16 protein-coding genes are annotated in these 23183 nt (G+C 49.4%); 15 read left to right on the plus strand and 1 reads right to left on the minus strand.

All coding sequences use genetic code 11. The annotated features are described in order from the left end of the window. Positions 1-114: 114 nt before the first annotated feature. Positions 115-489 (plus strand): hypothetical protein, encoded by a 375-nt coding sequence (locus tag R70723_RS11625; protein WP_039872166.1) that lies wholly within the window; start codon positions 115-117, stop codon positions 487-489. Positions 490-527: 38 nt separating this feature from the next. Beyond that, positions 528-1358: a polysaccharide deacetylase family protein gene (locus R70723_RS11630; protein ID WP_039872167.1), complete on the plus strand. Its 831-nt coding sequence runs from the start codon at positions 528-530 to the stop codon at positions 1356-1358. A 52-nt stretch (positions 1359-1410) separates the two neighbouring features. Here the strand turns inward: R70723_RS11630 and R70723_RS11635 are convergent, their stop codons facing one another. After that, entirely contained in the window at positions 1411-2292 is an 882-nt protein-coding gene (locus tag R70723_RS11635; RefSeq protein WP_231574868.1) for an AraC family transcriptional regulator, read from the minus strand. Positions 2293-2411: 119 nt separating this feature from the next. Here R70723_RS11635 and R70723_RS11640 point away from each other — a divergent pair, with 119 nt between their 5' ends. The 13 genes from R70723_RS11640 (at position 2412) to R70723_RS11700 (ending at position 23111) form a co-directional block, all read left to right on the plus strand. Further along, complete coding sequence (locus R70723_RS11640) at positions 2412-3032, plus strand: DapH/DapD/GlmU-related protein (protein ID WP_039872169.1); 621 nt, start codon at positions 2412-2414, stop codon at positions 3030-3032. 24 nt (positions 3033-3056) lie between these two features. Continuing rightward, complete coding sequence (locus tag R70723_RS11645; RefSeq protein WP_039872170.1) at positions 3057-3851, plus strand: HAD family hydrolase; 795 nt, start codon at positions 3057-3059, stop codon at positions 3849-3851. A gap of 13 nt (positions 3852-3864) precedes the next feature. Then, complete coding sequence (locus tag R70723_RS11650; protein ID WP_039872171.1) at positions 3865-5253, plus strand: MATE family efflux transporter; 1389 nt, start codon at positions 3865-3867, stop codon at positions 5251-5253. 222 nt (positions 5254-5475) lie between these two features. Then, the gene (locus R70723_RS11655) at positions 5476-6396 is read left to right on the plus strand and encodes a DsbA family protein (RefSeq protein WP_039872173.1); all 921 of its coding nucleotides are present in this window, start codon (positions 5476-5478) and stop codon (positions 6394-6396) included. Positions 6397-6569: 173 nt separating this feature from the next. Further along, positions 6570-8957 carry a beta-galactosidase GalA gene (gene galA / locus R70723_RS11660; RefSeq protein WP_039872175.1) on the plus strand — a complete coding sequence of 796 codons (2388 nt, stop codon included), beginning with the start codon at positions 6570-6572 and terminating at the stop codon, positions 8955-8957. A gap of 30 nt (positions 8958-8987) precedes the next feature. Then, entirely contained in the window at positions 8988-10721 is a 1734-nt protein-coding gene (locus R70723_RS11665; RefSeq protein ID WP_039872178.1) for a sensor histidine kinase, read from the plus strand. A 41-nt stretch (positions 10722-10762) separates the two neighbouring features. After that, positions 10763-12325, plus strand: coding sequence for a response regulator (locus tag R70723_RS11670; protein WP_039872179.1), 1563 nt, complete (start codon positions 10763-10765; stop codon positions 12323-12325). A gap of 184 nt (positions 12326-12509) precedes the next feature. Beyond that, positions 12510-13436: an ABC transporter permease gene (locus R70723_RS11675; RefSeq protein ID WP_039872180.1), complete on the plus strand. Its 927-nt coding sequence runs from the start codon at positions 12510-12512 to the stop codon at positions 13434-13436. 17 nt (positions 13437-13453) lie between these two features. Continuing rightward, on the plus strand, positions 13454-14380 hold the full coding sequence (locus R70723_RS11680; RefSeq protein ID WP_039872183.1) for a carbohydrate ABC transporter permease: 927 nt from the start codon (positions 13454-13456) through the stop codon (positions 14378-14380). 65 nt (positions 14381-14445) lie between these two features. After that, complete coding sequence (locus R70723_RS11685) at positions 14446-16029, plus strand: DUF3502 domain-containing protein (RefSeq protein ID WP_052421278.1); 1584 nt, start codon at positions 14446-14448, stop codon at positions 16027-16029. A 118-nt stretch (positions 16030-16147) separates the two neighbouring features. Next, a complete protein-coding gene (locus R70723_RS32040; protein ID WP_052421279.1) occupies positions 16148-19666 on the plus strand; it encodes a glycosyl hydrolase 53 family protein in 3519 nt (1172 codons plus the stop codon). Positions 19667-19806: 140 nt separating this feature from the next. Then, complete coding sequence (locus R70723_RS11695; RefSeq protein WP_047171391.1) at positions 19807-21615, plus strand: sensor histidine kinase; 1809 nt, start codon at positions 19807-19809, stop codon at positions 21613-21615. Beyond that, positions 21612-23111 carry a response regulator transcription factor gene (locus R70723_RS11700; protein ID WP_039872185.1) on the plus strand — a complete coding sequence of 500 codons (1500 nt, stop codon included), beginning with the start codon at positions 21612-21614 and terminating at the stop codon, positions 23109-23111. The genes R70723_RS11695 and R70723_RS11700 overlap by 4 nt, the downstream gene beginning before the upstream one ends. Positions 23112-23183: the final 72 nt, after the last annotated feature.

The raw sequence follows: 23183 nt of genomic DNA on the forward strand, positions 1-23183 counted from the left end.
AATCGCCGGGCTCAGCTTTGAGAAAAAGATTCGGACAGCTCAATAACGCTAATATTGTTAAAGTGGTAGCAGCATGGAATAATATGATAATAATGAGTTAGAGGAGGGCGCTAAATGAGTCTGATTGTTAGTATTATCAAAAAGAGAGGTGTATCGATAGATACGGAAGAACTTGAAGCACAGGTACCAGAACCTCATAATAATTTGTTCGGTTATGAATCTTACAGGAAATCATTCTGGGGGAGTGATGCAGTTAAAGAGCTTGGATGTGAGTTAATATATTCTTTGAGGGAAACAAACGTATATGTTTTTGATGAGGAAATAGAAAAGCTGCAAAGAGAATTCCATATTATGCTGGAAAATTTAGAATTTCTGATCCTGCGAACAACCCTTGATAAAGAATTTATAGAATTTGCAGCAGGTAATGCCTTAGAGATGATAAAGATAGCACTCCGAGAAAAGGATAAGGTTGGAATTGCGCTTTGGTAAGCGCATATTAATATCTAATATAATAAAAGGAGCCACCAATGAAACGGATAACCAAGCTATGGCCCGGCGGTAAAACGAAAGCCTTTACATTAAGCTATGACGATGGTGTGGAGCAGGACAGAAGGCTGCTAGAAATCTTTAATACCTACAACCTGAAAGCAACGTTTAACTTAAATTCCGGAATCCAGCATGAAGGCAGCTTCTGGGTGGATAAAGGGATTACGATCAGACGGATGAACCCGGAAGGACTTAAGGGCTTGTATGAAGGCCACGAAATTGCTGTTCATAGCCTGACTCATCCTGTGCTGCCAGAGCTTCCGCGTGAGAATGTACTGACTGAGCTGCTGGACGACAAGCGGAATCTGGAACGGCAGTTCGGTTATCTTGTAACGGGTATGGCTTATCCCTATGGAGCTTATAATGCTGCGACTATCGAGGTGCTGAAAGCATGCGGGCTGGAATATGCCAGAACGGTTAACTCGCATTTGAAGTTTAATCTGCCGTATAATCCGTATGAGTGGCACCCGACCTGTCATCATAACCATCCTGAGCTGATGAATCTGACAGAGTCTTTTCTTGCTGATGCTTCCGGTTCCTTATCTTTGTTCTACGTATGGGGACACAGCTATGAGTTTGATGTGCAGGATAACTGGGAGCTGATAGAGGCATTCAGTCAAAGCATCAGCAATCATCCTGAGGTCTGGTATGCAACCAACATTGAAATCATCCGTTACATAGAAGCTCACGGCAAGCTGAAATTTTCAGCAGACTGTACTATGGTCTATAACCCGTGTGCCTTGGCTATATGGATTTCGGTTGACGGTCAAGCTGTTGAGGTTCCGCCTGGCAAGACACTGCAGTTTCTATAGTAAAAGCAAAATACCATCATCCAAACAACCGGCAGCTCTCCGCCGGTTGTTTTTATGTTCTGAGCTTTTTTCTATAGCCCAGCGGTGTTAAGCCAATCTCGTTGCGAAAAACGTAAGAGAAGTAGCTTGAGCTTTGAAATCCGCAGCGCATCGCAATTTCGCTGATCGATCTGTTCGTTTCAGTCAGCATTTCACGGCTCTTCTGAATGCGGTGACGCACCAGATACGAGTTAGGACTTATCCCGGTATATCTGTCGAATAATTCGCAGCATTTGCTCCGGCAGACAGAGCCGGCGGCAGCAATTTCATCGAGTGTTATTTTAGCATCATATTGATGATGAATGAAGCCGGTCATATTCCGGAGAATCATCCAGGACTGGTCATCGTTAACCTGCCCGGGGACCTGCTGCAGATGATCGCTGATATCCGCACAAAGTCCGGCAGCCAAAGCAAGAAGCCGCAACGGCTTAAAGGAGGCATTGTTCATTTCGTTAAAAGTTTGCTCGATTGCCCGCAGGAGGTCTTTTTCCCAGCCGCTTTGCTGTGTAATTAAAAGATAGTCCTGTGTATTAGAACCGAAGGTCTCATCGAAATAGGCTTTGTCCAAATAGCTGCCGTCTCCGAACAATGCGGGATGAATGGCAACGACAATAAAGGAACAATTGAGCCTCTTGGAAGAGAAGCCGTAGTGCAGGCGTCTGCTGTTAACAAAAATACCATTCCCCTGTCCGATTGTAATAATTTCGCCGTTAACAAAATACTCCATCTCGCCTTCCAGCACCAGTATAAACTCCAGATCCGGATGCCAGTGGCATGCCGCAGCATATTTATCAAATTGGTTCAGCAATCCCTTTTTTGCGTAGAGCGGGAAATCAGGAAAATTATAATGTATTTGTTCCGACAGATCTGAGAATACTTCCAGCTTGGCCATCATAGGTGCCTCTCCTTAAGAAAATACGATTTTGATAAAATGGCATTCAATTTGGATAGATAGAACGTTAATATAATAATACAATTTTGATAACTTTAATGAAAGCTTAAGGAGAGAAAAAGATGACAATGCGAGAGCGGATTGCTTCCGGAAAGTTATTTACGGATTACTGCGAAGGACTGCCAGAAGACAGACTGCAGGCCAAAAAAAGAATGCTTGCCTTCAACGCCGCAGCACCGGATGCCTTGGATCAACGGTCCAGCCTAATGAATGAAATATTCGGGAAGGAAACAAAAGCGTGGATTGAACCGCCGTTCTATTTCTGCTATGGGACAAACATCGAAATCGGGGAGGGCTCTTACCTTAATTTTAATTGCAATTTTGTTGACGATACTAAGATTATCATCGGTAAAAAGGTGATGTTCGGCCCTGCTGTAACCATCGCTACCGTAGGACATCCGCTCCACCCGGACTATCGGGGCTACATGTATGCGGACCCTGTAACCATCCTCGACAATTGCTGGATTGGTGCGAATGTAACGATCTGTCCCGGGGTCACCATCGGTGAAAATACGGTTATTGGTGCCGGAAGCGTAGTAACCAGAGATATTCCGGCTAACTCCGTTGCCGTTGGCAACCCGTGCCGGGTAATACGCACGATTGATGAGCATGACCGGAAATACTATTACAAGGACCGTGAGATAACACCAGAGGATCTGGATGAAGAAGCCGGATTGAGATAAACCAACAGATGAAGGAGCATACACATGATTAAGTTAATACTCACTGATATGGACGGAACCTTTTTGAACAGCAGCGGTGATTTTAATAGAACGCTATTTAAAGAAGTAAAAGAGATGATGCAGGAGCAGGGCGTTATTTTTGCTCCGGTTACTGGTAAGCAGTGTGAGAGGGTTGAAGAACTGTTTGGCGATGATGCCAAGGATCTCTGGATTCTGGGGGACAGCGCCACCCGGATTAAGCACAACGGGGAATTTGTATATGAAAGCCTGCTGAGCAACAAGCTTGGCCTTGAGATTATACAGCTGCTGGAAGAGATCAGCCTGGATCATGTAATCATCGCCTGTACAAGAAGCGGTGCAGTGATAAAGAATACGGTCCCCGCCGACCTCGTCAGAAGATCCTACGCCCAGGTCAGACAAGTTGCTGATTTCCGGGAAATTACAGACGATTTTGTTAAAATAACCGTTTATGATGCGGCGCTGCAATGCTTTGAAACACGGGAAAGGTTATCGCGTTTTTTTGAATCCGCTTATATTGTAGCGTCTGAAGCAGCCTGGATCGATATTGCCAATGTTAATGTCCATAAAGGCACGACTGTAGAACATCTACAGCAGTTATTGAATGTAACACCGGAAGAAACAATGGCGTTTGGCGACGGGTATAACGATCTGGAGCTGCTAGTCCGTGCTGATTTCAGCTTTGCTGTGCGCAATGCCTTCCCTGAGCTTAAGGATGCTGCAAGATATATTACAGGCTCCAATGACGAGGATGCCGTAATGAAAACGATCCTTCAAATGCTGTCCCTGCAGAAGGCTTGAAAAGAGGGAAGAGATGCTTAGCAACTTTATAATCTCAGCTGTTAAGGATAAGCATTTTAACCGTCAGCTGCTTCAGCTGGTTATCCCGATTGCCTCTCAGAATCTCATTTCAGCGCTGGCGGTAACTGTAGATGTGGTCATGCTGGGTTTTATCAGCCAGTCGGCGATGTCCTCCGTATCCCTGGCCGGGCAAATCACCTTCGTGCTAACCTTGTTTTACATAGGGATGGCTGCCGGAGTTGGAATACTTGCTGCACAGTACTGGGGAAAAAAAGACCTCATTACCATTGAGCGGGTACTGAGTATCGGATGTGTGTTTACACTGATGATCTCTGCGGCCTTTTTTATCCTGTCGCTGTCAATGCCGGAACAGCTGATGAGTCTCTTTACAAATGATGATGAATTGATCATGTACGGGGCAAAGTTTCTGCAGACCGTCTCCTTCTCCTATCTGGCCGCAGGCCTTTCTCAAATGTACTTCAGTGTGATCCGGAGCATGGAGAATGCACGGGCAAGCGCCTGGATCAGCTCCTCCTGCCTTTTGTTAAATATCCTGCTTAATGCAGTGAGCATATTTGCGCTTTATCCGGAGGATGCTGAAAAAGCTATCATGGCTGTGGCTTTATCAACGGTAATTGCGCGGTTTGTTGAATTAGCCTGCTGTATTCTTCATTCCTTTAAAGGACCTATAAAGTTTAAGTACCCTTTGCGTGATGCTGTCCGGCGTCGTTTACTGGGCGATTTTCTAAAGTACACCTTGCCTGTCCAGGGTAATTATATCGTCTGGGGCGGTGCTATAACGGCAACGTCGGCCATCATCGGACATGTCAATGCGGATATGGTAGCTGCAAATTCGGTCGCTTCGGTTGTTAAAAATCTGGCAATTGTGTTATGCGGAGGTATAGCAAGCGGAGGCGCTGTATTAGTCGGTAAATACCTGGGCAACGGGGAAATCCTGCAGGCAAAAGCTGCCGGTAAAAGGCTGACGGCTTATGCTGTTTTGTTCGGTATCCTGGCCGGGCTGACCACACTGCTGCTAATGCCTGCAGTGCTCCGGGTGGTGAATCTGAATGAGCAGGCTGAGCAGTACCTCAGCGGTATGCTGCTGATCTGCGCTTATTATTGCATCCCGAAATCCATCAACTCCACAATAATCGGCGGCATCTTTGTAGCAGGAGGAGACTCCAGGTTTGGATTGTGGTGTGACACCCTCGTGATGTGGGGAATCATTCTGCCGCTTGGATTTTTGAGCGCATTTGTATGGCAGCTCCCGCCGCTTATGATTTATTTTGTCATCAATTTGGATGAGGTCATTAAGGCTCCGGTTGCGATAGTGCGCTATTTCAGATATAAATGGCTGAACAATATTACAAGGGAGCATTCTCAACTATATGATTGTTGATCATACAGAAGCTCATAATATTAGGCATCAACGCACAACCAAAATTTAAAGATTTATAAGCCACGGGAGCCTGCAGAGGGCTCCTGTTCTTTTTCGAGTATAAAAAGTATACTAGGTATTAAATATAATAGTACTTGTTAATTTATACATACAAAATATAATTGATCTATAAGAAAGAAGATATTAATAACAAACCGCTTTTTCGAAAGGACTGAATTTCTTATGGATAATTCCAATATGATGTGTGATCTGGAAAGTGGAGTATGCGGTGCTGCGGAGGAAGATGCCGTGCAGGAAATAGATCTGAATCTGGCCCCGAAGACAATAACCCTGTATTATGTCACGGATCCGATATGCTCTCATTGCTGGGCATTGGAGCCTGTCTTTAACCGCTTTATTCAGGAGTATGGACAGTATTTCCACCTGAAAATCCTGATGGGGGGACTGCTGCCCAGCTGGAAAGGCTTTTCGGACGGGGGGAATGGCATCCAGAAGCCGTCTGATGTTGCAGAGCATTGGAAAGAGGTGGGGGAGCACTCCCGTATGCCGATTGACGGCTCGCTGTGGCATACCGATCCGGTTCTGTCCTCCTATCCGCCATCCCGGGTGTTCAAGGTGATCCAGAATAAGTTTCCGGGCAGGGCGGCCGACTTTCTAAGACGTGCCCGTGAGGCCGTATTTGTATCAAATCTGAATATCGGCGCTGACGAGGTGCTGATCAGAATGGTTGACCGGCTGGGATTGGATGGAGAACAAATTGTCGGGGAAGCTGCGCTGGGTGCTGCCCAGGAGCTGCTGGATGAAGATTTTGAGATGGTATCACGCTTAGGGGTACGCGGCTTCCCGACTATTATTATGGTAAATGAAGATAATAAAGGTGTGAAAATAGTCGGAGCAAGACCTCTGGAGGCTTATGTCCAGGCGCTTAGCCAAATAAGTACACAAGGCGTTACTCCGGGCAGAGCCCCCCGTTTGGCACAATGGATAAAGGGGGAGCATAAGCTTTTTTCCAAAGAAATTGAAGTCATGTATGAGATCCCCGCGGATGCCGTGGAAGCCTACATTAAATCGGAACTGCCGGAGAATTCCTATCAGGTTGAGCGCATTATGAATGAGCTGTACGTAGAGCAATTAAGCAGTTAATGTAGAATGTATAGTTTTATTTTTGCAGGAGGATGAGCCGGTCCAGTCGGTTCATTCTCTTTTCTCTGAAATGCATGTTCATTTTGTGCTATTCAATAATAGGATTGTCCTAACCGGAGTTCGCGTTTCTCCTCTACAATGAGAGTATTATTTCACCGGGAGGTATTCACAGAATGAATAATGGCACAGGCAGAAGCAAAGTACAGTTTGACGGGGAGTGGAGCTTTTATAAAGGGGATATCCGGATTCCCTATGCAGTTAAGGCCGGGATGACAGGCGGAATAACAGATGCAAGTACCCGCAAGGATGGGGAATGGCTGGATATTGCATTCAACGATAAAGGAATGGGCGAGCAGCAGCTGGACTGGTCTTCTGTCAGCATCCCGCATGACTGGTGTGTGGAGCAGCAGTATGTCCAGGATGAGCATCTGGGAGCCAGAGACGGGAGCCACGGGTATTTGCCGGGCGGGATCGGTTTTTACCGCAAGGGGTTTGAGCTGCCGGCCGAGGCTGCGGGAAGCAAATGGCTGATCCGTTTTGACGGGGTATCCGGCACCAGCACGGTATGGGTGAATGGACATCTGATCGGCAGTCACCATGGGGGATACATCGGCTTCAGCTATGACCTGTCGGACGTGCTCCGTTACGGGGATGAGGGCAGTAATGTCATTGTTGTCAAAGTGGATGCGACGGAATGTGAAGGCTGGTGGTACGAGGGCTGCGGCATTTACCGGCATGTCTGGCTGGAGAATATGGATCTGCTGCATGTGGCGGAATACGGTACGTACATAACCACACCCGAGGTTGCCAAAGAACAGGCAACGGTTAACATCCGCACACGGATCCGCAATCAATATACAGAAGGTCTTCAGGTCTCCCTGCAGACCGTAATTTATGACGGCTCCGGGCAGCAGGTCTGTGCATGGTCGGCAGATACCTATGCTGAGTGGTACGCCGAGACGGAGCTTGCGCAGAGCTTCGTGGTCCAGCAGCCTAACCTTTGGGGACCTGATTCACCGTATTTGTACAGAGCAGAATCGGTAATAATCCATGAAGGAAAAGAGCTGGACCGGTACGAGACGGTGTTCGGCATCCGCAGCATCCGTTTTGATGCGGAGGAGGGCTTTTTCCTGAACGGTGAGCCGCTGGTTATTAAAGGAACATGCAATCATCAGGATTTTGCCGGAGTCGGCGTGGCCTTGCCAGATAGCCTGATTGAATATAAGCTTAAGCTTCTGCAGGAGATGGGCTCCAATGCTTACCGGAGCGCACATCATCCGCCAACCCCGGAGCTGCTGGATATCTGCGACCGGATCGGAATGCTGGTGATGGATGAGAACCGCAAGCTGGACAGCAGCCCGAACGGGATTAGCCAGCTGGAACGGCTGCTCTACCGTGACCGCAACCATCCGAGCGTCATTATCTGGAGCATGGAGAATGAAGAGGTGCTGGAAGGCACCATCACAGGCGCCCGGATACTGAAAACACTGGCGGACACCACCCGCCGCATTGATCCGACACGCCCGACCTGTGCTGCAATGAACCACGGCTGGAACGAGAACGGCTATAATGATGCGGTTGAAATTACCGGCTATAATTATGGGCACCGGGACCATCTCGATATCCGTGACCATGAGCAATACCCGGGACGCCTGATGATTGGCAGTGAATGTGCCAGCTTTACAGCAACCAGAGGCGTGTATGAGGATGATCCGGTTAGAGGCTACTGCTCCGAATACGGCACGAACATTCCTTCATGGGGCTGCACGCCGCAGCAGGCCTGGAGAGATTTGGTGGACAACCGCTTTTTGACCGGTGTCTTCATGTGGACCGGATTTGATTACCGGGGAGAGCCGACTCCGTACCTGTGGCCGTGCATCAATTCCCATTTCGGTCTGATGGATACTTGCGGTTTCCCGAAAGACAGCTATTATTATATGCAGGCTGTGTGGACAGAGAAGCCGATGGTTCATCTGCTGCCGCACTGGAATTGGCCGGGCTCGGAGGGTAAGCCTGTTGAGGTTCGCGTGTTCTCTAATACCGGGACTGTGGAGCTATATCTGAACGGCAGAAGCCTGGGAGAACAGCAGGTGGACAGAAACGGATATTTGACCTGGAACGTGATCTACGAGCCGGGACAGCTGGAGGCTGTCGGAAAGCACGGCGGACAGGAGGTAGCCCGGAAGTCTGTTGTGACAGCCGGCCAGCCTCATCAGATTCAACTAATTCCTGACCGGCACGAAGCACGGGCGGACGGAATGGATACGATTCCTGTCCGCGTTGCTGTACTGGACAAGGATGGCAATATTGTGCCTACAGCCGATAACGAAATCCGTTTTGAGGTTACCGGTGCAGGCTCCTTGCTGGGCGTAGGCAACGGTAACCCAAGCAGCCATGAGCCGGACAAGTCGTCCCTGCGCCGTGCCTTTAACGGATGGTGCCTGGCGCTGGTTCAGGCCTCCGGCGATGCAGGCTCTGTTACGCTGCGGGCCGAATCCTTAGGACTTGCTCCTGCAGAGCTGATGCTGCAGACGGTACCGGGAGATCATATAGAAGTATAAAGAATTTCACATAGAGGATGGCCCCTAACAATGCGCAGGTTAACGAAATACATGCCCTTTACCTACAAAATGATGATTCCCTATTTGCTTCTGGTTCTAATGACGGATGTATTCATTGGTTATATCTCTTATTCCATGCTGACCGATTCACGGACAGAGATGGCAGAGACCAATGTCAGAACCGGGATGGAGCAGGCCAGAAACAACATAAGGTATCAGATGGATGAGATACAGAGGATGTCCGATAACCTGTTCGCGAGCCAGCCCTTTCAGCGCGCCATTGAGCTGAAGGGGACTCCGTTCGAGAATTACCTGACGCTGATCGATGATATTCTCCCCCAGCTGACTGCACCACTGCAGCTGTTCGGGAATAAGATCCGCTTCATGCTCTATACACCGGACAATATTTATAATGTTGTACCCGGAGATAACCTCGATGAGCCGATAGTGGACAGTGATTACTACATCCTTCCCTTGGAGGATATCACCGGCCAGGATTGGTTTAAGTCTCTTCAGGACTCCAAGCGGGATAATATATGGCTGCAGATTGATACAGATCAGAAGCTCAACAATATCTCGCATGTCCGCAGGCTGATCAGCTTCAGTGACAACAAAACGATGGTTGGCTTTATCCGCATCACTGTTCCGCTGGAGGATTTGTTCGGCGGCTTTGAGACCTTCCCCGTTGAAGAGGGGATTACCCTGCGGCTGGTGGACAGGGCTGCCGGAACGGCTATATTTCAGCGCGGAACAGCCGGTTATGACTCCGGACGCGAGGAATTCCTGAGTCTGCATGAGCAGATACCGGGCAGTGATCTGTTCATTGAAACCCTTGTTCCGCAAAAGTATCTGACACAGGATGCCGGCAGGCTGCGCATGGTCATTCTGGCTGCCTGTACGCTAAGCTTTCTGGTCATGACCCTGATCGGGTTTGTCGTAGCGCGTATTTCAGGGCGCAAGATGAGCCGGATTGTTGGACTGGTGCGCTCCTTCCAGGAGGGGAATTTTCAGAAACGGATCCGGTTCTCGGGCAATGATGAATTTGTGCAGATTGCCGATTCCTTTAACGATATGGCGGCTAACATCCAGGAGCTTATAAACAGGGTTTATGTGCAGGAGGTTTCGAAAAAACAGGCTGAGCTGGAGGCCCTGCAGGCACAAATCAATCCGCATTTCCTGTACAACACACTTTCGACTATAGGCAGCCTGGCGAATCTCGGGGAGATTGAAAAGGTTACGCGGATGGTTGAAGGCTTATCGCATTTCTACCGGCTGACGCTGAACCAGGGCAATGTGTACATTGAGCTGAAGAAGGAAATGGAGCAGGTGGAGACGTACCTGGACATCCAGCGGGTCAAATATGCGGATACCTTCAATCTGTATGTCGATGTTGACGAGGAAATTATGCATATGCAGGTCATTAAGCTGCTGCTGCAGCCGTTTGTAGAGAATGTATTCAAGCATGCCTGGTTTGGCAAAACCATTTCGATTCGTCTGACCGGCCGGAGAGTTGGCGATAATATTGAGCTGAAGGTTATCGACAATGGCGTTGGCATGCGGCCAGAAGACATCCGGAAAATGATGGACGGGCAGGGCCAGACAGGCGGCTACGGGGTCAAAAATGTGAACGAGCGGATTAAGCTCAGGTACGGGGACGAATATGGCGTGACCATTGCAAGCATCTACGGGGCGGGAACCACCGTTCAGCTCCTGCTTCCGGCCGGGCTTACAGACCGTGCAGAGATGGAGGAGCAGTCCGGCTGATGATAAGCAGGCTGCATTAAACGCAACAGGAGGAATTCACAGTGAGGACGATCAGTGTACTGCTGGTTGACGATGAAGCCGTTGATCTGGAATGGCTGCGGCGCAGAGTGTTGTCCAGCGGTTTTGATATTGAAGTGGCAGGTACAGCAAATAACGGCTTTGATGCACTTGAAATGCTGGAGCAGGAGCGTGTAGACATCATTCTGTCTGATATCCGGATGCCGATTATGACCGGAACGGAGTTTGCCAGAAGAGCCAAAGCAATCCATCCTAAAGTGAAAATCGTATTTATCAGCGGCCACGAGGATTTCAGCTATGCCAAGGAAGCTATCCAGATCAGTGCCTCGGGATATCTGCTAAAGCCTGTTAAGGATAAGGATCTGTACGAAATGCTGGGGAATCTGTGCCATTCCATTGAACAGGAGCGGGAGCAGAACCGGTCCTTTAACGAAGCCCTGTCTCTTATGAACAAGGAGCTTATCCTGCGCTGGTTCGATGAGGATACACCCGAGCCTGCTGAGCCGCAGCTGCATGCTGCCCTGATTCCGCTGTTAGTAAGCGGGGCAACGGCAGCCGTTATAGAAATCGATGATCTGGAATGGAAAATGCAGGATGTCTCCGAAGAAAATGCGCGCATGATGATACGGCAGACCCAGCAATTGATTAGAGGCCTGCTTGAGGAGAACAAGAGCGGAACGATGATTATCGGGTCCGGTCACAGATTCATTATTCTGTGCAGCCTTCCCCAAGAGGCGTTTCTGCAATTAATGGAGGTGCTGATCCGGAGAACTGCTGAGTCCTCGATCTGTACAATAACGGTTGGCGCCGGCCGGTATGCCCGGAGTGAAGCGGAGCTGCATGCATCCTACAAGCAGGCTCAAGCTGCACTCAGCGCCAAATGGCTGCTGGGCAAGAACCGGCTGATCCGCGATACAATGGAGCCGGTGCCGAGCGGTACGCCCGGTGCCGATATGGATCAGACTCTGGACCTTCTGCTTGAAGCTATTATCCAGTACGATCTGGTGGCTATCGATGATCATTTATTACAGCTCATGATGAATGCCGGCAAAAAGGATGTCTATGACCTGATTATCCGGATCACCTCAAAGCTCCATGCGGATCTGCAGCAGCAGAACGAGAATCTGTACGAGCTGCTGCAATGGGAATCCCATCAGCCGGAGATTCTGTTCCAGTTTGAGACGATCCATGACATTTTGTCCTGGATGAGACGGAGATTCTTCGAGCTGTCCGAGCTGCTGTATGTAAAACGCCAGCGCCAGAAGCGCAAGCTGATTGATGAGATTATTAAGTATGTGGAAGATAATCTGGAGCAGAAGATTACCCTGAAGGAAGCGGCGGTCCAGTTTAACTTTACACCGAATTATTTAGGATATCTGTTCAAGGAAGACTATGGGATTCCATTTATAGACTATGTTAAGGAACGTAAAATGAGCCGGGTGTTCGAGCTGCTCAAGGATCCTACCCTTATGATCTATGAGATTGCCGAGCGGATGGGCTACAAAAACCTGATTTATTTTAACAGGCAATTTAAGCAGATAACCGGAATGACGCCGGGAGAATACCGCAAAAAGCATAAAGTATAGCCAATAAAACGCTGTCTTGGGCCGATTATCGTCCGGGGCAGCGTTTTTTGTCTATCGGGGCATACTTTTTATTAATTATCGTTGGAAAAGTATTAGTATTTGTTGGCGCGCTCAATCCACAAGCAATGTTTGCTTATCTATAATCAATACATAGAGATATTGAGTAGTGGAAAGGGGATTGGAGATGAAACAGAACAAATATGGATTCTGGCATAAGGTTAAAAAGAATAGAACCTTGCTGCTTATGCTAACTCCGGCAGTCTTGTTCTTCCTGGTATTCGCTTACGTGCCTATGGCCGGGATCGTACTTGCGTTCAAGCAGTACAACTATAGCGGAGGTATTTTTAACAGTCCGTGGAACGGGCTGGATAACTTTAAATTCTTCTTTGGCTCCGGTGACGCCTGGCGTGTAACCCGGAACACAGCACTGTATAATATTGCTTTTATTATCATCAATAATGTGCTGCAGATCTTTGCCGGTATTCTGTTATTTGAGGTTGCGGGGAAATGGTTCCGGAAAATTACACAAACCATACTCTTCCTGCCATACTTCATTTCCTGGGTAGTTGTTGGAGCGATTGCCTATAACTTGTTTAACTTTGATGTAGGTACGCTCAATGTACTGCTCAAAGGGCTTGGCATGCAGCCTATTGATATTTATAACACTGCCTCCTACTGGCCGCTTATCCTGATTGTGGTTTCTGCCTGGAAGGCGCTGGGCTATGGTACGATTATGTATCTTGCCGCCATTACAAGCATTGATACAGAAATGTACGAAGCAGCACAGATTGACGGTGCGAACATCTTCCAGCGTATTATGAAAATCACTGTTCCGAATCTGATTCCTACGGTGATCATTCTGGTGCTTCTGGCAATCGGGAACATCTTCCGCGGAGACTTCGGCATGTTCTATAACATGGTAGGGAACAACGGTCTGCTCTTCTCTAATACCGATGTTATCGATACGTTCGTATTCCGCTCCCTGACCACATCCAATGAGATCGGGATGTCAGCTGCAGCCGGCTTCTATCAATCCCTGCTGGGCTTTGCGACTATCATGCTCGCCAACTACGCTGTGCGTAAATACGATAAAGACCGTGCTCTATTCTAAACAAAGGAGGCAGCTTAATGAGTTCAACTACTGTAAACGGCGATATGAAAAAAGTACGCAAGCGTGCTGATATCGATAAAATAACCTTGTCCCTCATTGGATATGTTACACTTACAATCCTGGCCATATTCTGTATCGTGCCGTTCCTGCTGGTCATCTCCGCTTCTTTGAGTGATGAGAGCTCTATTATCGAGAAGGGCTTCCAGATTATTCCGTCCACCTTCTCCACGGAAGCTTACAGACTGCTCTTCGAGTATCCGGGTGAAATGCTCCGGGCCTATGGAGTGACCATTTCCGTCACTTTGATCGGTACGGTTGTCGGCTTGTTCCTGACTTCCATGACTGCCTATGTGCTCTCCCGGAGAGACTTTGAATGGCGTAACCGTTTCTCCTTCTATTTCTTCTTCACCACCCTGTTCAGCGGCGGCCTGGTGCCTTCTTACCTGCTGATCATTAACTTCCTGCAGCTGAAGGACACGCTGTTAGTCCTGATTCTGCCGATGCTGATGAATGTATTCTATATTATCGTCATGAAATCGTTCATGAGCAGCATCCCAGACGCAATCACGGAATCTGCCAAAATCGACGGAGCCGGCGACTTCCGCATCTTCATGCAGCTGATTATTCCTTTATCTAAGCCTGCACTTGCTACGATTGGTCTGTTCATAGCTCTTGCCTACTGGAACGACTGGTACAATGCGCTGCTGTATATTTCCAAGTCTGATCTGATGCCGCTGCAATACTATCTTTATAAAATGCTGGGCAATATGGACGGGATGCGCAAAGCCATGATGGCTTCAGGAGCGGTTGTGAATTCGGATCTGCCGACAGAAAGCCTGAAGATGGCGATGACAATTGTAGCAACAGGCCCGATCCTGCTCGCTTATCCGTTCATCCAGAAATATTTTGTACAAGGCCTCACAATTGGTGCTGTTAAAGGATAATTCCGGGGCAACCCGGTTATCAATATACTTTTCAAAACACTACTTCCTTAGGGGGAATACATGTCATGATGAACAAGAAAAAGAAACTCACGGTCACATTGGCAACAATGATGACACTTGGAACAATCCTCAGTGCATGTGGAGGCGGCAATAATGCCGCTAACACAGCTGGAGAGGCAACGAATGGCGGCACTAATGCTGCTAATTCGGCTGCAAACTCCGGTGCTCCAGATACTTCCGAAGAAGTTAAGCTCAAAATGATTCTGGTCGGCGGCCAGCCTGGTGATTACGATAAGGTATTCGGTGAGCTGAATACGAAGCTGAAAGAGAAAATCAATGCTACTGTTGAAACGGAGTTTCTTGACTGGTCCGACTGGACACAGAAATATCCGCTGAAATTTGCTGCCAATGAGGATTTCGACCTCGTGTATACGGCTAACTGGGCTTTCTATAACGATCAGGCACTCAAAGGCGGCTTCCTGGAGCTGACAGAAGACATGCTGTCCAAGTATATGCCGCAGACCTGGGCAAACATGCCGAAGGTAAACTGGGAGCAGGCTAAAGTAGACGGTAAAATCTTTATGGTTCCGAACAACAATGTTGAAGTAACAGATAAAGTGGTCTTGTACCGCGAAGATCTGCGCAAAAAGTACAATCTTCCGGAAATCAACAGTCCTGAAACCTATGCTAATTACTTGAAAACGGTTGCTAAAGATGAGCAGGGTGTAACTGCCTTCGGAGCAAAGCCTGCTGATGGCTGGAAGTTCCATGAGCTGGACCAGCTGCTGCTGGAGCAGAACAACGACTTCAACCTGGTGGATGCCAACCTGATGCCGCTGGCCTACAAGCTGGATGATGCAAGCGGCCAGATCTTTAACATCTATGATACGCCTGAATTCACTGAACTGCTTAAGTACTATAAAGATCTCGCGGACAATGGCGCCTGGTCGAAGAACGTAGTCAGCAACAAAAATGACGTGTGGCAGGATGTTAAGGCAGGCAAGGTTTCCTCCTATGCCCACAACCTGGGTACTGTTGCTGCCAACCTTACCGAAATGCGCCGTGATAAACCCGATGTTGAGCTGGCCATTGCCGACCTGACACCGGACAAGAAGAAAATTGCTGCAATCGCTACACAGAACGGTATGTCTATCCATGCAACCTCTAAGAATCCGGAACGTGCCCTGATGCTGATCGATCTGCTGCAGAACGATAAAGAAATTCATGACCTGACCATGTATGGTATCGCTGGTACCCACTACAATCCGGAAGGCGACGATAAGTTCAGTGCAGGACCGGCAGCAGCTAACTACACAGGCTTCTCGAACTGGGGCTGGAATTCCCCGCTGAACCGTCAGGATGCAGCTTACCCTAAAGAAGCGGACGACATGTTCAATGAATGGCAGGCTAATGTCTTCCACTTCCCGCTTGAAACCTTTGTCTTCGATACAGCTAATGTGAAGAATGAAGTGGCTAATATCGGTAATGTAATGCTGCGTTACGCTATTCCATTGGAATACGGCTTGATCGATGATCTTGAAAAAGGTCAGGCAGACCTGATCAAACAGCTGAAATCAGCTGGTATTGATAAGGTGCAGGCTGAAGTGCAGACTCAGGTAGATGCCTTCCTGGCTGCTCAAGGACAATAATCAGACTAATGTTAAAGGGCTGCTCCAAAGCTTGGCTTTGGGACAGCCCTTACATATAAGCAGGATCAGGCCGCCAGTCTGATTCATGTGGCTAATCTAATTACCGGGAGGTTATTATGTGAAGAACAGTAAAAGAATGCTGGCTATTATTCTACTCATCTCAATGGCACTGTCGAGTATTTTTACCGGCTTACCGGCAAAAGCAGAGGCTTCAGCTGCTCCGGGTTCCTTCTCCAAAGGCGCTGATATCAGCTGGCTGCCGCAATTAGAGGCACTTGGGCATAAATTCTATAACGACAACGGGGAAGAACAGGATCTTCTGCTTATTTTAAAGGATCATGGAATCGATTCCATCCGGATCAGAGCCTGGGTTAATCCTTCGGATGATCCGTCCAACGGGCATAACAGTACAGAAGAGGTTGTTGCTTTAGCTTCGCGTGTAAGCGCTCTCGGTTTTCGGGTGATGATTGATTTCCACTACAGCGACAGCTGGGCGGACCCGGGGAAGCAGGTCACCCCTGCGGCATGGGCCGATGCTGATCTGGAGCAATTAAAGGTCCATGTGTCAGAATATACTACTGACGTTATGAAAGCGCTGCAAGCTGCAGGTGTTACCCCGGAGTGGGTACAGATCGGCAACGAGATCAATAACGGTATGCTGCATCCGCTGGGCGCCTACAGTAATACAACCAACCTGATTCAGCTGATTCAGGCCGGATCAAGTGCAGCCAAAGCGATTTTTCCGGAGATCAAGGTGATTATTCACCGGGCAAATGGAGCAGAGGCAGGCGTTGATCCCTACTATGCCGGTCTTGTAGCTGCCGGTCTGAAGGATAGCGATTACGATATCATCGGGTTATCTTATTATCCGGAGGCTACCTTTACCTCCTCCATTGATGAATTAAGCGAGAATATGAATAAGCTTGAGCAGAATTACGGAAAGGAAGTGATGATTGTCGAAGTTGGAGGGAACGTCTCCGAGGATGTTGACAGCGTTCACAATATGCTTGTAGCCGTGCAGGATAAACTGCATAATGTTCCGAACCAGAGGGGCACCGGGATCTTCTACTGGGAACCGACCGGTATTATGTTTGATTATCCGTTATCCGCATGGAATAAAGACGGCAGCCCGACCATTGCTATGGATGCTTTTATTGATGGTGCCGCCCCAATTAACCGTTATCCCGTTCAAGCCCTCACCCTTGATCAGCCTGAAACGGTGATTGAGGTCGGCGGGAATGGTGCTTTAACGCCAATCTTCACTCCGGAGAATGCAACCTACAAGGGCGTTAAATTCACCAGCTCCCAGCCTGACATTGTTAAAGTCGATCTTTACAAGGGAACGCTCTCCGGGATTTCTGCCGGAACAGCAACAGTAACTGCGGTTACCTATGACGGCAGATTTACCGCTGCCAGCGAGGTTACGGTTATTCCAAGCACAAGCCTGATTCAGAATCCCGGGTTTGAGGACGGTCTGAACTCGTGGACCCTTACCGGAGATCAGAGCGCGGTAACCATCGAAAATGATGTGTATACCGGTTCTTCGGCCTTACACTATTACAGTCCAACACCGGCTGAATTCAAGGTTTCCCAGACCCTCACCGGGCTGGAAAACGGAACATATACTTTATCAGCCTGGGTTTCCGGCGGCGGCGGTGAAGAGGTTTCGGAGATTTTTGCCGGAGATGCTGTGCAGAGCTTCACTAATACCGGATGGAAAGAATGGAGCAACCCCGCTATTACGGATATTGAGGTTACAGATGGGACGCTGACTGTCGGAGCCCATTATAAGCTCTCCGATGGGCAATGGGGTAATCTTGATCATTTTGAGCTGAAAGAGAAGGATAATACCGAGTATATTACAATTACTAATCCCGGCTTTGAAAAGGTTAAGGAAGACGGCACACCTGAAGGCTGGACCCTTCCTGACACCACACCGATGAGTGAAGGCACTGGTTATACGGGTGAAAGGTCGCTTGGCTTCTGGAAGGAAACCGCGTTTACCTTTGAGGCTTATCAGGAGCTCACAGGCTTGGCGAACGGAACCTACAAGCTGTCGGCCTGGTCGCAGGGCGCCGGGGATGAAGTGAAAAATGAGCTGTATGCAGTGGCGGGCGGTCAGACGCCTTTAACAGCCGGCTTCAAGAATAAGGGCTGGAATAAGTGGAACCAGGCGGTTGTAGACAACATTAAAGTCACCGATGGAACACTGAAGATTGGCTTCTCATTGGATGCAAAAGCCGGGAATTGGGGCTCCTATGACGACTTCGTTCTGATCAAAATCAGTGACGAGCCGGGTACGAACCCAGGCACAGATCCAGGAACGGATCCAGGCACACAGCCGGGAACCGATCCGGGGACGCAGGTTCCGCCAGCCAGCGGTGAGACCGGAACTCCTTCTCCGGGCGGCATTCCGGGAACAATCAGTACTCCGGCACCCGAGCCTGTTGTTACTGTTGCCGGCAATACTAATGTCTACAGTCTCACTATCAAAGCGGAAGCAAACGCTGGAAAAGAAGGATATACAGCCAAGCTGGACTCTAATGTAATAAACGGTCTGCTGCAAAAGGTTAAAGAGTCTCAGGCAGCGGGCCGAAAAGCGGTAATTGAGCTCAAGCTTGATGGGGCAGCGAATGAGCAGACTGTCCAATTAACGGTTCCGAAGGAAGCGATCAAGCTGCTGGCGGATCATACGGAAACAGCATTCAGGCTGAATACCGGTGGTGCTGCAATTACCTTTGATCATACATCAGTTGCAGCTATAGGCAGTGCAGCAGCAGATACCGAAATCAGTGTTAATAGACTTGCTGCTTCCGGCTTCCCGGATAATGTCCGGAGCGTAATCGGGGACAATTCCGTATACGACTTCACTGTAAAGGCAGCCAATACTGAAATCACACAATTTAACGGGGGCAAGGTGACAATCAGTCTGCCATATGCTCCGCGTGCGGGTGAACAGACTAACGCAATTGTTGCCTACTATATGGATCAGGCAGGAAGCCTGACCCCTGTCAAAGGCGGTTATGAGGCTTCAACAGGAACGGTGAAGCTTCAGACAAGCCATTTATCGCAATATGCTGCGGGATACAATGCAGTGACCTTCAGCGATGTCAGCTCCGGGCACTGGTACAATGATGCAGTGGGTTACTTGGCAGCAAGAGAAATCGCAAAGGGTGTAGGCGGCAATGCATTTGCCCCTGAGAGCATGGTAATACGGGCTGATTTCCTCATGATGATTATGAAGGCTTACGGGATCGAAGCAGATGCCGGAGCAACGGATCATTTTGCGGATACAGAGAATAAATACTACTCCGGCTATGTAAGCACTGCACGGAAGCTGGGCTTGGTGTCCGGTACAGGGGACAACAAGTTCAACCCGGAAGCAGTCATTACCCGGCAGGATATGTCCGTTATTTTCTACAATGCCCTGAAGCATCTGGGTGAACTGCCTGCGGGCCAGAATAGCGTAAGCCTGGACGGCTTTGCAGATGCAGCCGCAGTAGCCGGCTATGCCAAAGAGGCGATGAAGGCACTGGTGGATGCCGGTATCATGACAGGAGACAACAATAAGCTTACACCTGCGGCCCAAGCTACCCGGGCACAGGCAGCACAGCTTTTATACAAAGCTATCAAGTAATGATTACTGCAAAGCCCAGCGCCGGACGGAATTCCGGCGCTGGGCTTAGGCCGGTTACGGACAATCAGAGCCTGTATCCTCAACAGCAATATTGACTTTCGGCCAAGGCATCATGCATTGTATTAAGCGGAGGATGAACTATGACTAACAAGGGGAAACGGCCGTTTTGGGGAACGTTCAAATTTAGCACGAAGCTGATCATTGCCTTATCGGCGGCCAATATTCTGATTTCCAGTATTACAGGCATCATTACGTACCGTATCCATCTGTCGCTGTTCAATGAGGAAATCAGCCGCCAGTATTCCATGACAACTGAGCAAATATTGGCCCAGCTGGATTCAAGAGTCAACGATATGTACAGGGTCACCGATTATATCACCCTGAATCCTTCGGTAAGTGAGGCAGTCACTGAGCAGGCGGAAGGGGCCAATTCCTTTGAGCGGATGAAGCTTGAGCAGCTGCTGGATAAAGAGGTGTATCAGATCCGCCTGGATGCGCCGGAAATTATGGGAATCCGCATATATGACCTAAAAGGCAACATTCTCAACCTGGGCTCCTTTTCAGGACGGTTCAATAACTTTACCAGCTCCTTTATGGAGGATATGCTGGCGAGACTGGAGCCGACGGGCGGAGAGTACGTATGGAGCCGGTCTGTTGAAAGCGATTTCGTTCAGGGGGCGGCCACCAATGTGCTGCTGGCCGGCCGGCTCATGCGTACCATTGATCTGGAGACCTACGGCGTTATGCTGATATTATTCAACAATTCTTTATTTGAATCGCACATCAAGGATCTGCGCATCCATGAGGATGCGGAAGCTTATTTATTCGATGCGGAGGGCCGGCTGGTCTATTCTCTCAATGGCTCGGACAATCCGCAGGCACCCGCTCTTGCCGACATGCCCGCAGCCGGCAGCATGGTGCGCAAAGAGCATGGAGTCTCCTACATGTACACCAGACAGGTGTCCGAGAAGGTTGGCTTCACACTGGTAAGCAAGGTATCTCTGGCACAGATTCAGAGCGGCAGCAGTGTGATTTTGCAGGTGGCGGTTGCTTCGGCACTGGCCAGCTTTGTCAGTCTGTGCATTATTATTTCAGTAATCAGCCGCATGCTGCTGCGCCCGCTGGGCAGTCTGGTCCGGGGAATGCGGCATGTGCGGGAGGGCAAGTTCGAGACCCGGATCCAAATCCGCAGCAGGGATGAGCTGGGCTTTCTCGGAGAAAGCTTCAACAATATGACGGCCCATATCGAAAATCTGGTCTATGAAATATACGAACGCAAAATTAATGAAAAGGAGGCAGAGCTGAAGGCGATACAGGCTCAGCTTAACCCTCATTTTCTGTATAACACGCTGGGAATGTTCTTCTGGAAGTTTTATATGCTGGGTGATGAGCGCTCTGCCCGTCTGATTAACGGGTTGTCGGAAATGCTGCAGTATACGCTCGAGCCGGTCAGCCAGATGACCACACTGCGGGATGAGCTCAGGCAGATTAACAATTATCTGGAGATTCAAAAGGAACGCTATCCGGATGCACTTGCCGCAGAAATCAATATTCCTGAAGAAATGATGGACTGCCGTGTGTTCCGCCTGCTGATTCAGCCGATTGTTGAGAATGCCTTCGTGCATGCCTTCAACAACAAAAAGTCGGACCGGCGTCTGCTGATTACCGGCCGTATTCAGTCTGACGGGGGAGGAGCAGAGCCGGTGCTTGTCCTGGAAATCAGCGACAACGGCAGCGGGATGAGCCAGGGGACCATCGGGCGGATTCTGAATCCTTCACCTGAGCATGTAAACGATAAAAGAAAACGTATAGGTACGGGGAGCGTCATCCGGCGGATCGAACTGGCTTACGGTGCACCGTACGGAGTCGAATTCGAGTCGGTGCCCGGTGAGGGCACGCTGGTACGGATGAAGCTGCCATACCGGCTGGGGGAGAGTGAGGAAGCTTGATTGGTAAACTGCTTGTCGTAGATGATGAAATCTGGTTCCGTGAGGGCCTGGTGCAGCTGATCTCCAGCAACCAGCTCGGCTGGGAGGTTGTCGGAGAGGCAGCTGACGGGGAAGAGGCCATGCAGGCGGTCGCGCTGTGCAAGCCGGACCTGATTATAACGGATATTAATATGCCGGTTATGGACGGGCTGCAGTTCATGGAATGGCTGTCACACACCCATCCCGAGATTAAGGTGATCATTCTGACCGGCTACCGTGATTTCGAGTATGCCCAGCGCGCGCTGCGCTACGGAGCCGTAGAGTTTCTGCTCAAGCCCTTCTCGCTGGATGAAGCCTATCTCGTGTTCCGCAAAGCCTATGAGGCGCTGCGTTTGAAGCAGCTGAAGGCAAGAATCGCCAGACAGGAGCAGCAGACCGAGCTGTTCCGGGCTGCGATATTCGGCTTGCCCTGTGAGCGTACGCTCAGAGAGGGCTGGGAACGGCAATGGCAGGAAGCGGAGTTCTGTATCCTGCAGGTGGATACCTACGAGCAGCCGGGCAAAACTTATTCTGCAGGTGACATTGGCCTCCTCCATTACGCGGTAACGAATATTTTGCAGGAGCTGCTGCAGAGGGAGCCTGTGGAAGGCCTTTATTTCCCTTTGCGTAAGGATACCTTTGCTTTCTTGCTGAAGCCCGGTTCCATGGGGGAAGCTTACCGTCTGCATGTGCAGGAGGCTTTGCACGACTTTATTGAGCTCAAGACAAGCTGGCTGAAGCTTGGAGTGGTGCAGAGGTTTGCCGATCTTGCGAAGCAATACGGTATTCATTCGGGAGCAGGAGCCGGCAGCATAGCTGATCTCGATACGATGGACGGGTTTGCACTGCTTAAAGAGGAGCTGCTGGTACTGCTGGATACCGGTGAATTGCCGGCGGCGGAGCGCAGGCTGGAGGAATACGTGAACCAGGCGGCAGCACTCGGGCTTCAGGCAGGCAAGACGAGAATCTATACGCTGATCACTGTCTTTTCAAGTATCCTGCTGACAGAGTTCAAGCATGTCCGGGCAACAGTGGCCGGGGAAGAGCTCAATCCTGCCCGTATTCTCAAATTTCAGACTGTGCAGGAGCTGGCGGGCTGGGCCAAAGAGAAATGCGCAGAATTTACAGGCATTTTCCATGACTGGCTGAGCAGGCAGCAGGACAATGCCGTGCTTCAGGCCAAGCAATACATTGAAAGCCACTACCAGGAGGACTGCTCCCTGCAGACTGTGGCTGCGCATGTGCATGTAACGCCTAATTACTTAAGCAATCTGTTCAAAAAAGAGACTGGGACCGGTCTTACAAATTACGTTGCCCAGCTGCGGATCGAGGAGGCCAAGCTGCTGCTGCAGCGGAGCCGCCTGCGGATGACGGAGATTGCGGAGCGGGTCGGATTCGATAACTCCAGTTATTTTACGGTCGTCTTCAAGCAGCTGACCGGGGAATCGCCGCGTGAGTTCCGGAAACGGTTTGAGTAATCCAAAGTTCATACCGGGCTTGAGCCATCCGGCGTTTACGCGCGGATGGCTCTTTTGTGTGTAGAATTTTAA

The organism is Paenibacillus sp. FSL R7-0273 (genome assembly GCF_000758625.1).
Classification (GTDB): Bacteria; Bacillota; Bacilli; order Paenibacillales; family Paenibacillaceae; genus Paenibacillus_AQ.

Bases quoted from the DNA above. Each gene is read 5' to 3' on its own strand.
- R70723_RS11625 (WP_039872166.1), top strand. From the start codon at position 115: ATGAGTCTGATTGTTAGTATTATCAAAAAGAGAGGTGTATCGATAGAT.
- R70723_RS11630 (WP_039872167.1), top strand. From the start codon at position 528: ATGAAACGGATAACCAAGCTATGGCCCGGCGGTAAAACGAAAGCCTTT.
- R70723_RS11635 (WP_231574868.1), bottom strand. From the start codon at position 2,292: ATGATGGCCAAGCTGGAAGTATTCTCAGATCTGTCGGAACAAATACAT.
- R70723_RS11640 (WP_039872169.1), top strand. From the start codon at position 2,412: ATGACAATGCGAGAGCGGATTGCTTCCGGAAAGTTATTTACGGATTAC.
- R70723_RS11645 (WP_039872170.1), top strand. From the start codon at position 3,057: ATGATTAAGTTAATACTCACTGATATGGACGGAACCTTTTTGAACAGC.
- R70723_RS11650 (WP_039872171.1), top strand. From the start codon at position 3,865: ATGCTTAGCAACTTTATAATCTCAGCTGTTAAGGATAAGCATTTTAAC.
- R70723_RS11655 (WP_039872173.1), top strand. From the start codon at position 5,476: ATGGATAATTCCAATATGATGTGTGATCTGGAAAGTGGAGTATGCGGT.
- galA (WP_039872175.1), top strand. From the start codon at position 6,570: ATGAATAATGGCACAGGCAGAAGCAAAGTACAGTTTGACGGGGAGTGG.
- R70723_RS11665 (WP_039872178.1), top strand. From the start codon at position 8,988: ATGCGCAGGTTAACGAAATACATGCCCTTTACCTACAAAATGATGATT.
- R70723_RS11675 (WP_039872180.1), top strand. From the start codon at position 12,510: ATGAAACAGAACAAATATGGATTCTGGCATAAGGTTAAAAAGAATAGA.
- R70723_RS11680 (WP_039872183.1), top strand. From the start codon at position 13,454: ATGAGTTCAACTACTGTAAACGGCGATATGAAAAAAGTACGCAAGCGT.
- R70723_RS11685 (WP_052421278.1), top strand. From the start codon at position 14,446: ATGATGAACAAGAAAAAGAAACTCACGGTCACATTGGCAACAATGATG.
- R70723_RS11695 (WP_047171391.1), top strand. From the start codon at position 19,807: ATGACTAACAAGGGGAAACGGCCGTTTTGGGGAACGTTCAAATTTAGC.